At 64.6% G+C, this 14318-nt stretch carries 12 protein-coding genes; 2 read left to right on the plus strand and 10 right to left on the minus strand.

The window, feature by feature from the left end:
- Positions 1–34: 34 nt before the first annotated feature.
- The 7 genes from soxA to ASG57_RS06835 all read right to left on the minus strand — a co-directional run bounded on the left by soxA (position 35) and on the right by ASG57_RS06835 (position 6208).
- Positions 35–814, minus strand: coding sequence for a sulfur oxidation c-type cytochrome SoxA (gene soxA, locus ASG57_RS06805; RefSeq protein ID WP_057195969.1), 780 nt, complete (start codon positions 812–814; stop codon positions 35–37).
- Complete coding sequence (gene soxZ, locus ASG57_RS06810; protein WP_024340184.1) at positions 811–1128, minus strand: thiosulfate oxidation carrier complex protein SoxZ; 318 nt, start codon at positions 1126–1128, stop codon at positions 811–813. The genes soxA and soxZ overlap by 4 nt, the downstream gene beginning before the upstream one ends.
- On the minus strand, positions 1128–1595 hold the full coding sequence (locus tag ASG57_RS06815; RefSeq protein ID WP_024340183.1) for a SoxY-related AACIE arm protein: 468 nt from the start codon (positions 1593–1595) through the stop codon (positions 1128–1130). Before ASG57_RS06815 ends, soxZ begins: the two co-directional genes overlap by 1 nt.
- An 8-nt stretch (positions 1596–1603) precedes the next feature.
- On the minus strand, positions 1604–2041 hold the full coding sequence (gene soxX / locus ASG57_RS06820; RefSeq protein ID WP_024340182.1) for a sulfur oxidation c-type cytochrome SoxX: 438 nt from the start codon (positions 2039–2041) through the stop codon (positions 1604–1606).
- A gap of 195 nt (positions 2042–2236) precedes the next feature.
- Positions 2237–3508 (minus strand): NAD(P)/FAD-dependent oxidoreductase, encoded by a 1272-nt coding sequence (locus tag ASG57_RS06825; RefSeq protein WP_024340181.1) that lies wholly within the window; start codon positions 3506–3508, stop codon positions 2237–2239.
- Positions 3509–3561: 53 nt separating this feature from the next.
- Entirely contained in the window at positions 3562–5748 is a 2187-nt protein-coding gene (locus ASG57_RS06830) for a xanthine dehydrogenase family protein molybdopterin-binding subunit (RefSeq protein ID WP_057195970.1), read from the minus strand.
- Positions 5749–5758: 10 nt separating this feature from the next.
- Positions 5759–6208, minus strand: coding sequence for a (2Fe-2S)-binding protein (locus tag ASG57_RS06835; protein ID WP_024340179.1), 450 nt, complete (start codon positions 6206–6208; stop codon positions 5759–5761).
- Positions 6209–6548: 340 nt separating this feature from the next.
- On the opposite strand from ASG57_RS06835, the gene ASG57_RS06840 reads away from it, so the two are divergent.
- The gene (locus ASG57_RS06840) at positions 6549–8168 is read left to right on the plus strand and encodes a B12-binding domain-containing radical SAM protein (protein ID WP_024340178.1); all 1620 of its coding nucleotides are present in this window, start codon (positions 6549–6551) and stop codon (positions 8166–8168) included.
- 253 nt (positions 8169–8421) lie between these two features.
- Positions 8422–10608: a hypothetical protein gene (locus ASG57_RS06845; protein ID WP_024340177.1), complete on the plus strand. Its 2187-nt coding sequence runs from the start codon at positions 8422–8424 to the stop codon at positions 10606–10608.
- 29 nt (positions 10609–10637) lie between these two features.
- Here the strand turns inward: ASG57_RS06845 and ASG57_RS06850 are convergent, their stop codons facing one another.
- From ASG57_RS06850 to ASG57_RS06860, 3 genes are all read right to left on the minus strand, one after another.
- Positions 10638–12026, minus strand: a complete 1389-nt coding sequence (locus ASG57_RS06850; RefSeq protein ID WP_024340176.1) for an MFS transporter — start codon at positions 12024–12026, stop codon at positions 10638–10640.
- Positions 12027–12463: 437 nt separating this feature from the next.
- Positions 12464–13210, minus strand: a complete 747-nt coding sequence (locus ASG57_RS06855; RefSeq protein WP_024340175.1) for an SDR family NAD(P)-dependent oxidoreductase — start codon at positions 13208–13210, stop codon at positions 12464–12466.
- A 165-nt stretch (positions 13211–13375) separates the two neighbouring features.
- The gene (locus ASG57_RS06860) at positions 13376–14287 is read right to left on the minus strand and encodes an MBL fold metallo-hydrolase (RefSeq protein WP_024340174.1); all 912 of its coding nucleotides are present in this window, start codon (positions 14285–14287) and stop codon (positions 13376–13378) included.
- Positions 14288–14318 lie beyond the last annotated feature (31 nt).

Raw genomic sequence — 14318 nt, forward strand, 5'->3', positions numbered from 1 at the left:
CAAAACGGCCGGGCGATGTCCCGGCCGCTTTGGTTCAGGGACGTACCGCCGGCGTCTCCATTGGCAGGCCATGCGCCCGCGACATGAGGTAGAGCTCGAGCGCGACCAACTCGGGCGAGCCGTAGTCATAGGCTTGGGCGCGGACGCCGGTCATGCAGCTGCGCAGCCGCCGCTCGAGCGATCCCAGCGTCTGCCATTCCAGCCGGTAGAGCGGATAGCCCGTCGGCTGTCCTTGCGTGATCGGCGCACCGGCAAGACGTTTGTCGAAGTTGTCGTCGTGGCAGTTGGTGCAGGCGAGGTTGAGTTGGCCCTGCCGCTGTGTGAAAAGCGCGCGGCCCCGGTCGATGAAGGGTTTTACCTGGGGGTCTTCGCCGACGCTGATCGGAGTGCCACGTGATTGATGGGCGACGAAAGCGGACAGCGCCAGAAGGTCGCGACTCTCGTGAGGCAGCGGCGTTGCCTGCTGATGATTGGTGCGACAGAGATTGATGCGCTGGTCGAGCGCGACGGGGCGCGCAAGCGCCTTGTCGAAGGCGGGATAGCGAGCCGCAATGCCTTTCATGCTGCTGCGCGCATCGCCATGACAATCCGCGCAGGCCTTGTCAGCCACCCCTGTCTTCTTCGTCCAGAGCGCTTCGCCGTCGAGCACGAACAGCATGCCGGGGTTGCTGGTGTCGTCATCCTGCATGGCGCGCGTCTCCAGGCCCATGAAGGCGTAGCCGGAGCGGCGTGCATCCGGTGGAATTTCACCAGCGAGCAGGGCAGGAGCTGCGGCGAACAATGTGGCCGCCGCTATCGCGCGCCGGAGGCTCATTCGACAATAATCGACGCCGATGCAGTCGACGAATAGCCGTTGTCGCCGACCCACTCGAAGTCCAGCTTGCCGCTCTCCTTGGCCACCGTGAAGAACGACAAATATGGGTTCGCCGCGATCGCCGGAAACAGATCAGCTCGAAAAACCTCCGTGCCGTTGTAACGGCAGGCAAAGGTCGTGATGATGTCGCGCGGCACCAGCTTTCCATCGACGGTGTGGCGGAAGCCTGTCTCCATGATGTGCGAGGTCAGCGTGCGAATCTCGATGATGTCGCCGCGCCTGGCTTTGGCCGGAACGTTGATGAGGGCGGCCATCAGTTCATCTCCTCGGTGCAGGCGGCCAACGTTACGACGACGTCGGCGGCGGTTTGCCAGAACGTGTCGTCGGAGAGACGCGCGATTGCAACGACCTTCTGGGTGTCGGCGAGCCGAATGCGCGTCGAGACCTGGGCTCGGCCGGAGGAGGGGCCAAGATAGAAATTGCCGATATTCGGCTGGGGGTTCTTCTCGTTGAAGATGTGGATGGACTTGACGTGATCGTCCGCGGTCATCGGGCTCGCAACGCTCACCGTCATCGGCACGGTGTTTCCGTTTTCGACCAGCGGCGGAATGTCGAGCTTGACCTTGCCGGTGCGCAACTGCGCCTCACCGACGACGTTGCGGATTGCGGCGGTGAGCATGGCCGGCGTCGCTTCGACCGGCCGCAGGGTGACGATCGGGATCGTGCCCGCGGCCGTCACGCTACCGGCAAGGCTGAGGAATCGTCGTCGCGTGGTCGGCATGGGCAATCCTAGTCCCGAAGCGTTGCAAGAAAGGCCACGATGTCCTCGATCTCCGCAGCCGACAAGATCGGCTTGCCGGCGAAGTTACGTCCGACCCTGACGAGGCCGTCCTTGCGATAATAGGACGGCATGATGGTGTCCGAATTCAATCTCGAGGCATCGACCAGTCGAAGCCGCAACTGGCTCTCAGTCCATCGGTTCCCGGATCCGGCGAGGTCGGGCGCGAGATCGCCCTGGAACCGCGTTTCCGGAAACGGACCGGAATGGCAGAGGATGCAGGTCGTGGCGCGCGCGAGCACCAGAGCGCGGCCGCGTGCGGCGTCGCCGGGGGAGCCTGTGAGTGAGGCTGGAATGCCGTCGTCGACGATTGTGTAGGGGACGAGTTCCGCCGCCTTGGTCGATGACAGTGTGAGGCAGGCTGCAATGAATACGGCAATCGCGGATATCGGACGGGATGCATGGGGGCGCCGCGAACTCCACTTACCGCTCCCGCTTGCGAGAGAGGTCGAGCGGAAGGCGAGGGTGAGGGTTGTTTCCTCTTGGGGGGTCTCGCGAACGGAGACACCCTCTCCCCAATTCTCCCCCGCAGGCGGGGGAGGGGGCGCACCGCGTTCATGCCGACGTGCTCGTCTCATCATGTACTAGCCAAACGTCTCCGCCGTGATGGTCTGAAACCAGCGCTCGGCTTCAGCCGACTCGCGGGCGCGCAGCTCGCGCGGCGCTTCGACCGGGCTGGTAGCGCCGCCTTCGACCTCGGCGAAGATGTCGCCCCTGGGCTGGTAGTTGCCCGCGAGCGAGAAGCCGTAGCCGGGCGCGACGGTGCTGTAGCAGACCCCTGTGAGTCGTGGCGCCTCCGGTTTACGACCGGCGAGCAGGCCGACGATCGCGTTAGCGCAGGCCTTGCCCTGCGAGCTCGCAGCGGAGGCCGACTTGGGAACGCCGCCGCCGAGGCAGGCGTCGCCAATGACGTGGACGTTCGGGACAAGTTTCGACTCGAACGTGACAGGATCGATCGGGCACCAGCCGGTCGCATCCGCAGCGCCCGCGATCCCGGCGATGCGTCCCGCGCGTTGCGGTGGGATGACGTTGGCGACATCGGGGGTGTAGTTGCCGAACTCCGTGACGATGGTTCTTGTCGCGGGATCGACCGAGGTGACGCGGCCGCCTTGCGACAGCGCGACGCGCTCGATCATGTCGCCGTAGAGCTCCTTCCACGCCTTCTCGAATAGCCGCTGCTGGGAGAAACTGTCCTTGGCATCGAGGATCAGAACCTTCGAGCGCGGCTTCTTCGTCTTCAGGTAATGCGCGATCAGACTGGCGCGCTCGTACGGCGCGGGCGGGCAACGGGAGGGATTGGCCGGGATTGCGATGGCGACGGTGCCGCCGTCCGCCATCGCCTCCAATTGCCTGCGCAGCAGAAGCGTTTGCGCGCCAGCCTTCCAGGCGTGCGGCATCGTCTTCGATGCGGCGTCGTCATAGCCGGGCAGGGCATCGAGATGGAAATCGATGCCGGGCGAGAGTATGAGGCGATCATATGTCAGCGCGGCGCCATCTGACGTGGTCACGATCCGCTTGTGCGGATCGATCATCTTGGCCGCCTGAACGACGACGGCGATGCCTTCGGCGGCGAGCCTGCCGTAGCCGAATTGTTGCGCCTCGATCTCGCGCAATCCCGCGATCACCTCGTTGCTGAACGGACACGAGATGAAAGTCTCGTTCGGCTCGATCAGGGTGACCACCAATTTTGGATCGGCGCGCTTGAGCGCGCGGGCGCAAGCCGCGCCGCCGAAGCCGCCGCCCACTACGACGATCCGGCCCGCCGGTTGCGCGCGCAGGATCGAAGGCGCGGCGAGCGATGTGGCCGCGACGGCTATGCCGAGGACGGCATTCCGTCGTGTCACCGGCGCATTCATGAGCCTTGTCCGGAAAATGCTGCGGCGGCCCGTCGTGGCCGCCGCAGCTCTTGTTATGCGAAGGTGATGTTCTGGTCGCGCAGCGGCACCGAGCGAATGCGCTTGCCTGTCGCCGCGAAGTACGCGTTGAGTACCGCCGGGGCCGCGACGCCGATGGTCGGCTCGCCGACACCGCCCCAGAACCCGCCGCTCGGCACCATCACCGATTCGACCTTCGGCATCTCGCTGATGCGCATCGAGTTGTAGGTGTCGAAGTTGGTTTGCTCGATCCTGCCGTCCTTGACGGTGCAGCCGCCGTAGAACAGCGCGGAGAGGCCATAGACGAAGGATCCCGCGATCTGCCGCTCCACCTGCGCCGGGTTGACGACGTAGCCGGGGTCGGTGGAGGCGACGATGCGATGCACCTTGATCTTGCTGCCATCTGTCACCGAGATCTCGGCGGCGCCCGCGACATAGCTCCCGTAGCCCATGACCTGCGCGATGCCGCGATAGACTCCCTGCGGCGCCGGCGTGTCCCAGCCGATCTTCTCGGCCACGGCATTGAGCACCGCAAGGTGCTTGGGGTGATTGCCCATCAGCTTGCGGCGGAACTCGAGCGGGTCCTGGCCTGCGGCATGGGCCAGCTCATCCATGAAGCATTCCATGTAGATCGCATTTTGATTGACGTTGACGCCGCGCCAGAAACCGGGCGGAACGTGCGGGTTGCGCATCGCATGCTCGATCAGCAGGTTCGGCACCGAATAGCCGAACGCGGCCTCTCCGGATTGGGCCACGCCCTGGAATGCGATGGGATCCATTCCGCTTTGCAGCGCCTCCGGGCGAAGCGAGAACAGGATCGATTGCCCGGACAGGCGGTAGTGCAGCGCAACGAGATTATTGTTGGCATCGAGCGCGCCCGTCATCTTGCACTGGCTGATCGGGTGATACCGGCCCTGCGCCATGTCCTCCTCGCGTGACCACAACAGCTTGATTGGCGTGCCCGGTATTTGCTTGGCGATCATGACCGCTTGGCGGACATAGTCGGTCTGGCCACGCCGGCCGAAGCCGCCGCCCGGCATCACCTTGTGCACGTCGCACTTCTCGGCCGGAAGGCCGGACGCCTCCAGCACAGCCGCGAAGGCCGCCTCGCCATTTTGCGTGCCGCACCAGACCTCGCATTTGTCTGCCGTATAGAGCGCGGTGGCGTTCATCGGCTCCATGGTGGCGTGGTTCTGGTAGGGATAGGAGTAGACGGCTTCCACTTTCTTGGCTGCGCTGGCGATCGCCGCCTTGGCATCGCCGTTCTTGTTGCCGACATAGGCCGGCTGCGAATCCTCGAGGCCCTCGGCCAGCCACTTCGCGATCGACGCGCTGGAGACCTTGGCGTTATCGCCCTCGTCCCAGGCGATCGGCAACGCGTCCAGCGCGGTCTTGGCGTGCCACCAGGTATCGGCAACGACCGCGACCGCGGTATCGCCGACCTTGACCACTTTCTTGACGCCTTTCATGCCGGCGATCCTCGCTTCGTCGAAGCTCTTCAGCTTGCCGCCGAACACCGGGCAATCCTTGATCGCAGCATTGAGCATGCCGGGCAGCTTGACGTCGGCGCCGTAGATCATGGCACCGGTGGTCTTGTCGACGGTGTCGAGCCGCTTCACACCCTTGCCGATCAGCTTCCAGTCCTTCGGATCCTTCAGCTTGACATCCGGCGGCGGAGCCAGCTTGGCGGCGGCCTCTGCGACCTTGCCGTAGGTCGTTGTCCGGCCCGACGGCGTATGGGTGATGACACTGCTGGACACCGTGCACTCGGACGCCGGCACTTTCCACGCATCGGCGGCGGCCTGGATCAGCATCACGCGCGCAGTTGCGCCGCCTTTGCGAACATAGTCCTGCGAGGAGCGGATGCCGCGGCTGCCTCCGGTCGAGAAATCGCCCCAGACGCGCTTGCGGGCGACACTCTGGCCGGGAGTCGGATATTCAGTCGTGACCTTGGTCCAGTCGCATTCGAGTTCCTCTGCGACGAGCTGAGCGAGGCCGGTGAGCGAACCCTGGCCCATCTCGGAGCGGGCGACGCGGATCACTACCGTGTCATCCGGCCTGACCACGACCCAGGCGCCGATCTCCGGCGAGCCGTCGGCGGCGCGCACCACGGCGGGGCCGCCGAAGGGAATGTCGAGGCCGATTGCGAGGCCGGCACCGAGGGTGGCGCTTCCAATCACGAAAGCGCGACGGTTCATCCTGGGAGAGACGTGCTTGTTCATGAGCGGCTCCCTACGCGCTTGCGATCATGTGGATCGCCTCGCGCACCTGCTGGAAGGTGCCGCAGCGGCAGATATTGGTGATGGCCTCGTCGATATCGGCGTCTGTCGGCTTCGGCTTCTCGTTCAGCAGCGCCGCTACCGCCATGATCATGCCGCTCTGGCAATAGCCGCATTGCGGCACGTCCTGGGCGATCCAGGCTTCCTGTACCTTGTGCAGCGAATCTCTGGATGCGAGCCCTTCGATCGTGGTGATCTTCTTGCCCTCGGCCTCGCTGACCGAGATTCCACAGGAGCGCATCGCCACGCCATCGAGGTGAACGGTGCAGGCGCCGCATTGTGCGATGCCGCAGCCGTATTTGGTGCCGGTCAGGCCTGCATTCTCGCGGATCGCCCAGAGCAGCGGCGTATCCGGCTCGACGTCGAGGGTGAAGGTTTTTCCGTTGATTGTTAGGTTTGCCATCGCAAGTCCCCTGATTGGCCCAATCCACCGATTGAACTCAGGGGCGCAATCTGTCCGGCAACCTGGAGCCGTTCAAATCAACACTCCGCGGGTAGCCGGGAATGCATTGCCCGGCCGCGCGGAAGGATGGACCGGGCCGCTGTCTTGCCTCATCCCTTTGCTATCGATTCGGGTTGGCGGCTCTTCCATGGACGCCAATCCGCGGCTTTAGGCGACGCCAGGTCGCGAAGGGGTGGGTTCCCGACCCGATCACCCAGGTGCAGCGGCGACAGTTTGTCCCTTTTGCCGGGATGCAAGACGCCAGCGCTTTGATACACTGCGCCGACGCAAAAGGAGTTCCATGAACGTGCCGAGTCCCTGCAACGTACTGATGCTCTACCCGCTGTTCTCGGCGGAGTCCTTCTGGACCTTCGGCGAATCCTGCAAAGTCATGGGCGTCAAGCGGCCCGCCGCCCCCTTGGGCCTGATCACCGTCGCCGCGATGTTGCCCAAGAGCTGGACGGTCCGGCTGATCGATTGCAACACGGCACCCTTCGGCGAGGAGGATCTCGCCTGGGCCGATGTCGTCTTCACCGGCGGAATGATGCCGCAGCAGGCCGATACGCTGCGCCTGATCGAGGTCTGCCGCGCGGCCGGCAAGCCTGTCGTCGTCGGCGGCCCCGATCCAACGTCGAGCCCGCATCTCTATGAACGGGCCGACTTCCGGGTGCTCGGCGAGGCCGAGAGCGTCATCGACGATTTCATCGCGGCCTGGGAAAGCGGCGCGCGCTCCGGCACCTTCACCGCGCCGAAGTTCCAGGCCGACGTCACCAAGACGCCGGTGCCGCGTTTCGATCTGCTCAAGTTCGAAGACTATCTCTATCTCGGCGTGCAGTATTCACGCGGCTGTCCCTTCACCTGCGAATTCTGCGACATCATCGAGCTCTACGGGCGCGTGCCGCGGACCAAGACGATCGAGCAGATGTTCGTGGAGCTCGAGACGCTTTACCAGATGGGCTACCGTGGCCATCTCGACTTCGTCGACGACAATTTCATCGGCAACAAGAAGTCGCTGCGGCAATTCCTGCCGCAACTCGCAGAATGGCAGCGGACGCACGGCTATCCCTTCGAATTCTCCACGGAAGCCTCGGTCAACCTGGCCGACGATCCGGAACTCTTGGATTTGATGGGCGCGGCCAATTTCTTCGGCATCTTCGTCGGCATCGAAAGTCCGGACCCTGCGACGCTCATCGCGATGCGCAAGAAGCAGAACACGCGGCGCAATATCGCCGAGAGCATCCACAAGATCTACGCCGCCGGCATGCTCGTCACCGCGGGCTTTATCGTCGGCTTCGACAACGAGAAGGTCTCGATGGCGGAGGCCATGATCGAATTCATCGAGGAGGCGGCGATTCCCGTCGCCATGGTCGGCCTGCTCTATGCGTTGCCGAACACGCAGCTCACGCGCCGGCTGGAGCGTGAGGGGCGGCTGCATGCCGGCCACGACGTGGCGCCGACCATCGGCGCCGATCAGTGCACGGCCGGCATCAACTTCGATCCGGTCCGCCCGTTGCGCGACATTCTGATGGATTACAAGCGGGTGCTCGAGCACGTCTACAGCCCGGCTGCCTATGCGGGACGCGTGGACCGCCTGATGACGCTGCTCGACCGCTCCAGGCAGCGTTCCGAGCTCGCCGAAGGAGATATCCGCTCCAAGCTCGGGGCGATGGAAACCGTGCACAAGGTGGTCACCGCCCTTCCCGAGGCGCGGGGGCCGCTCTGGCAGACTTTCATGAACTGCGCCAAGCGCGACACCTCATCTGCGCGCATTGCCGTGCAGATGATCGCGGCCTATGCGCATCTCGGGCCGTTCTCGCGCAAGGTCATCGCGGCCATCGATGAGCGCCTGGCGGCGCTGGACGGGCACGTGCCGAATCCCATCGTGGCTGCAGGCCCGGCTGAAGAGCGACATCTGGCCTGACATCCGCAAAGTCGATAGCGATCGCCGGCGGCGCCTTGAGGCGCCGGCGGCCAAACTGGTTGTCATGTGTGAGATCCCCGCTTGACAGCCGGACAAGCCTAAGCTGATCGTCATCGAGGCGACATTGGGCCTGCCGTGATTTCGGGGCCCGGAAAAGTTCCGAGCGGGGTATTTGAACTGACCCGCGCTGCTTTGTGTTCGTGCGCCGTTGCGACTGACGTCATTGCCAGGTTAGCTTTCGCGGGGTTGAGCCATGGTCACGAAGGTGGTCCGCTGGTCGATTGCACTGATTGTCCTGGCCGCGCTGGTCCTCACCTATCTGCCTTCCTACATCACCGATTCCATTTACAAGAACGTCGAGGACATCACGGACGGTGAGATGCCCGCCACCGTCACTGCCTTTCAATCGGGGCCGGACGTCGTCAGCACCATTGGTGGCAGCGGCGAAGGCTTGAATTGCAGCCTGCCACCCTGGGCCAACATATTGTTCGATAGCGAGGGGGATTCCCGCCAGAAGCGCCATCTCGTCCTGCAGCGCTTCAGGCAGGCCTGCGTCTTCCACGACCTGTGCTATCGGCATGGCCTTGCGACCTATGGCTATAACCAGAACGATTGCGATCGCATTCTGCAGAATGCGGCCTTTCGGCTCTGCGTCTACATTCGCAACGGCAGTCATGACAGCGGTGCGGCGCGCTGTCAGTCCGATTCCAAATTGGTGCTGGCCGGTGTGAGCCTCGGAGGCTACGAAGCCTATCGCGGCTGGGATCGATCGACCTATTTCGAATTCGACTCGGACCCGTCGCGGTCGAACGGGTTTCAGGTCAGCCGCGTGGTCGGTCATCCCTTCAAGGCGATCGTGCCGGCCAAATACGCCGGTGACCCTGATCAGGTCATTCTCATGTTCGAGAACCTTCGTTCCAATCTTGCGGTGACCTGCATCACCTGCGCGGAAGTTCCCATTCTCGATTGGACCACCGATCCCAATGCCGTCAGCGCTGAGCTGCGCTCGGTCGGCGTGACGCGGTTGCCGGACGTGCTGCTCAGGCGCGTGCCCATGCTTACGGAAACCATGCCGGTCTGGTTGCCACCTCGCCGGCGGCACGCGGCTCCGCATCTCCTGGTCGATGGAACGGGCAGGGACCATCTGATCTGGATGAGCCGGAACAACTCGGAGAACAGCGTATCCTGCATCGTCGGCGCCGATGCTGCGCGTCTCCTCACCAATACTTCACCGATCCGGGATCTCTGCTCGGTCGATGCGGGGCCATCGCTCACCCGCGTGGAGATCGACATGTTCGCGAGCTCTCCGCTTCCGATGGAAGTACCCGGCAGTCCTGACATCATTTATGCGACGTCGATCAGCCCGCAGAAGACGAGGGAGCACGATCTGAGCTTTTGTTCGCGTTCCGCGTCCAGGAAGGTCGAGGGGACCGGCGACGACCGGTCCAAATGCGTCACCTTCACCGAAGCGGAGGTCCGCGACGGCGCGGGGCTCGGTGCATTTCAGAACTTTCCGCTGGTTCGCCGGGGACAGCAGATCTATTTCGCGCGGGACCTCGCGCAGCGGACGGACTCGCCGCTGACTGCGGCCTGGCAGCGCGCCTTTGGCAATACCTTTTCGCCGGACGGCGCGCTGCTGGTGATCGACGTGGCACCGCCGCCCGTCGATCGAGGGCCCCTCTCGGCCAAGCTGAAGAAGATCGTCCGGTTCGACATCGACGATCGCTTCGATCCGATGATGCCGATCACGCGCAAGGTGGACGATTTGCGATTCCTGAGCCTTGAGGCGACGAAGTCGAGCGTGCACCTTCGCATGATCGATTTCGCCAAGGACAACCCCTCCGTCGGCAATGTGCAGCTGATGATGAGTAACGGCGAAGTGGACCTGGACCGCTCCTGGGCGCAGAGGCCGATGCTGGTGGTGGAGACCCGCGACGCGCGACCCAAGACCAGGCTCGTGTTCTCGCGTGGAGAGATCGCGGCCGAACCGGGCAAGCCCCTCTCCGCGACGACGGAGGCGTTGACGCTCCAGACTTTGGTATTCGAGCGTGATGCCGCTGCCCCCTCGAATACGCCTTTCGTGAAATCGGCGGGAGCGGCATGCCGGATCGTCTACGAGTTCGAACCGGACCGCACCGATTGGCCGTGCTACCGCGCGTTCGACCCCGAGCGCACCATGCGGGCCTCGCCGGCCACGCGGATGCGGGCATCCCAGATGCTGGTCGGGCGGTTCATTCAAGGCGAGGGCCATGGCATCGCGTTTCCAGATCTCTGTTTGAAGTCGGAGCCGATCGTGCTGAAGCCGCAAGGAAGTACGTTCGTGCCGCTGAGCGAGACCGCGGGCTGGAAGGGACCGCCAAGGTTTCAACGGACGATCACTTGCGAGCCGCTCGATGCCGCGTCCGTCGTGAGCCATCCCATCACGCAGAAAGCGCCGTGATGGCCGGCGCTGGAGCGCGCAGATCGGGCCTACTTCACCGCGAGCCGCAAGAAGCTCATCACGCTGCCCAGCGCGGCAAAGCCTGCGCCGAGCGCCAGCGCCAAGGTCGCGCCGCCGTGTCCGGCCAGCGCAAAGCAGGCGGCGGCGAGCGCGGCTCCAGTCGTCTGCCCGGTCAGGCGCGCAGTGGCGACGATGCCGGAGGCACTGCCGCTGCGGTGCGGCGGCGCGCTTGACATCACCGCCTTCATGTTCGGCGCCTGGAAGAAGCCGAACCCCATCCCGCAGATCACCATCCGCCAGATGATGTCAGGAATCGCAGGATTGGGGGGCAGCATCGCGAGAAGCGCCATGCCGACGCCGAGCAGCACGAGGCCGATCCCGCCGAGCAGGCCGACCGCATGGCGGTCGGACAGGCGCCCCGCGATCGGGGCCATGATGCCGACCACCAGCGGCCATGGTGTCATGAAGAAGCCGGTCTCGACCTGCGAGCGGCCGAGCACGTCCTCGAAATAGAACGGCAGCGAGACGAAGGCGAGACCTTGGACTGCGAAGGCGCAAACGGCCGTTGCTGCCGACAGCGCGAACATCGGCCGGCTGAACAGGTCGATCGGCAGCATCGGCGCCGGATGATCGGCATGGCGGCGCGTCAGGATGAAGCCGAGCACGAGGGCGGCGATCAACTCGGCGCCCACGACGGTCGGCGAGAGGTTGTGCGCGGCGCTGCCGATGCCCGTGATGAACAGGCCGAGGCAGGCGGCGGCGAGGACCGCGCCGAGCAGATCGAACCCGTGACCGGCGCGCGGCGTCTTCGGTAGCATCGCAAAGCCGATACAGATCGCAATCAGCCCGAACGGAATGTTGACGGCGAACAGCCACGGCCATGGCCCGAATGCGAGGATGGCGGAGGCGACCGAGGGGCCGACCGTGAACGCCGTCGCGACCACCAGCGCGTTGTGGCCGAAGCCACGGCCCTGCATCCGGCCCGGATAGACGTGGCGCACCAGGGCCGTGTTGACGCTCATGATGCCGCTCGCGCCCAGGCCTTGCAGCGTGCGCGCGACGAGCAGGCTGTCCAGCGACCATGCCACCGAGCAGAACAACGACGCGACGGTGAACAGGATCAGGCCGCCCAGATAGATGCGCTGATGCCCGACGATCTCGCCGAGCGCTCCGAGCGGCAGCAGCGTCGCCACCAGCGCGATCTGGTAGACGTTGACGACCCAGATCGACTGCTCCGGCGTGACACGCAGATCGGCGGCGATGGCGGGCAGGGCGATGTTGGCGATCGCGGTGTCGAGCGAGGCCATCGCGAGCGCCGTGAAGATCGCGGCGATAGCCCAGCGCCGCTGCCCGGTGGGAAGGCCGTCGGCGGTCGGCTGGTCGGGCTCGCGCGCCGCAGCAGGTAACGTGATTGTCATTGCGCTGGCGCGTTGCTCCGGCGGCGTTGGCTATGCGCCGTGTACTACGGCTTGGCGGCCGGCCACAGGCTCGTGCGTGCATGCTGTGTATGCGCCGATGCCGGACGCCGCGGAAAGGGAAGGGCGACCGAGCCGGGTCGGCTGCACAGGTTCTTGGTCACGACGATCGATCAAAACTCGAAAACAACCCCATGCACAGTAGAAGGACCTTTGATCGCAAAGGCTTTTTTGAGCCAGGTTGCAACGACACGCGCAGTTCCGGACAATTTGACCTGTTCGGCAAAACACTGGCACGATGTTGACTTGGCAGCGGTAGGGCAGAGGCCTGCATTCTCTTGCGGAGCCCATCATGTGTCACGTTGCAGCTGTCGATGGGTTTCGCTTCGCCCGACCCTGTCCATTCGATCGGCGCCGGCAGCGCCATTGGCCGCGCGGGATCATGCCAATCCCAGGCCGCCGTCGATCGCGATCACCTGACCGGTCACCCACGCCGACGCGGGCCCGGCGAGTTGGACGATCCATTCAGCGACATCGTCCGGCGCGCCGCGGCGACCGAGCGGTATGCTGACGCGCTCCTGTTCCTCGACCACCGCGGCCTGTTGAGCCGACAATCCCATCATGCCGGTCAGCGCGCCTGTCTGCGTCGGGCCTGGGGCGACGGCGTTCACTCTGATCCCGAACGGCGCCAGCTCCAGCGCCCAGCACCGCGTCAAATGCTCCACGGCGGCTTTGCTGGCTGCGTAGTGAGATAGCCTTGCCGCCGCTTTGTGCCCGAAAGTGCTAGAGACATTGACGATCGTGCCGCGCGTGGCCTTGAGATGAGGAAGTGCCGCGGACGCGAGCAGACTGGGACCGAGCACGTTGACGGCGGAGATATCTGTGATGCGATCGGCAGTGACATCGGCAAGCGACAAGATTGCGCCGGCGCCGGCATTGTTGACCAGCGCATCGAGGCGGCCCCATTTGTCGAGTGCCTTTGCAACGGTTCGCTGGGCATCGTCGGCGGACGCCGCATCCGCCGTCATTCCCGCGATATCCGGGTGTTGCAGCATCGTCTCCTCGATCAGGCCCGCCCGGCGGCCGGTGATGAGCACCCGGTAGCCCTGCTTCGCGAAGCGCAGCGCCGCTGCCCGTCCGATACCTGAAGTGCCGCCCGTGACGACAACGACCTTTTGATCTTGCATGTTCTGGTCTCTTGCGCGGCGGACCGCATCGATTGGTTGGATTGAAGACGAGTTTGCAGGCCACGGCGGTCGATTGTCGGTGTCCCGGCCGCCGTGAGGGCTGTGATCCGGAGCGCGAGCTCAGTCAGCCGAGAGGGCGCTCCGGTCCGGCCTGTCGGATAGCGGTCAGTAGTCCCAGAAGACCGGTACCCAGCGGAAGGCGTCGCCGGCGGCCGCAACATGACCGACCGATGGGAACGGCATGTGCGTGGCCACCAGCAGCTCGCCGCTCTCTGCGAGCTCCCGTAAGAGGTGGATGCGAACGCGCGCCGCCTCCTCAGGGTCGTGCTCGAAGCCGTTGTGCCAGTCGGGCTGGTCGAACCCGACGGCAAACACGGCATCGCCGGCAAATGTCAGCGCCTCGCCGGCGGAGGCCACGCGGACCACGCTGTGTCCGGGAGTGTGACCACCGGTGCGACGGGCGACGACACCAGGTGCAACCTCGTGCTGCTCGTCGAATTGTCGTATCTGGCTGCCGTACATTCCAACGAACTGCTTGGCCGCGGCTCGAAGCGCATCCGGGAATCCTCGCGGCATGTTCGTGTAAGTGAAATCCGGAGATTCCCAGAACTTGACCTCGGCGGCCGCCACGTGGATCCGCAGATCCTTGCGCAGCCGTTCTTTCACGCCCTCGACCAGCAAGCCGCCGACGTGATCCATGTGCATGTGGGTGAGCACAAGGTCGGTCACCGATGCCAGATCGATGCCGGCGGCTTCCAGGCGCTTGATCAATTGGCCTGCGCGCGGCAAATGCAAGTCCGGATCGGACCCCAGTCCGGCATCGATGAGGATGGTTTGGTCGCCGCTGCGCACCATCACCGCATTGAGGGCCCAGTCGAACGCGTCCGGCGGCAGGAACATGTCTTTCAACCAACTGGCCCGTGCAGCCGGCTCAGCATTGTGCGCCAGCATGGCGGTTGGCAGCGGTAGCACGCCGTCGCTGATCACCAGCACGTCGATGTCGCCGATGCGCACTGCATAGCGCGACGGGACGAGCTCTTCGGGTTTCGATGCAATGGAGATGTTGTGCAGGTTCATTCTAGTCTCCTGTTGAAGGCTGGGGTGGCTA

Source organism: Bradyrhizobium sp. Leaf396, from assembly GCF_001424605.1.
GTDB classification, from domain to species: domain Bacteria; phylum Pseudomonadota; class Alphaproteobacteria; order Rhizobiales; family Xanthobacteraceae; genus Bradyrhizobium; species Bradyrhizobium japonicum_C.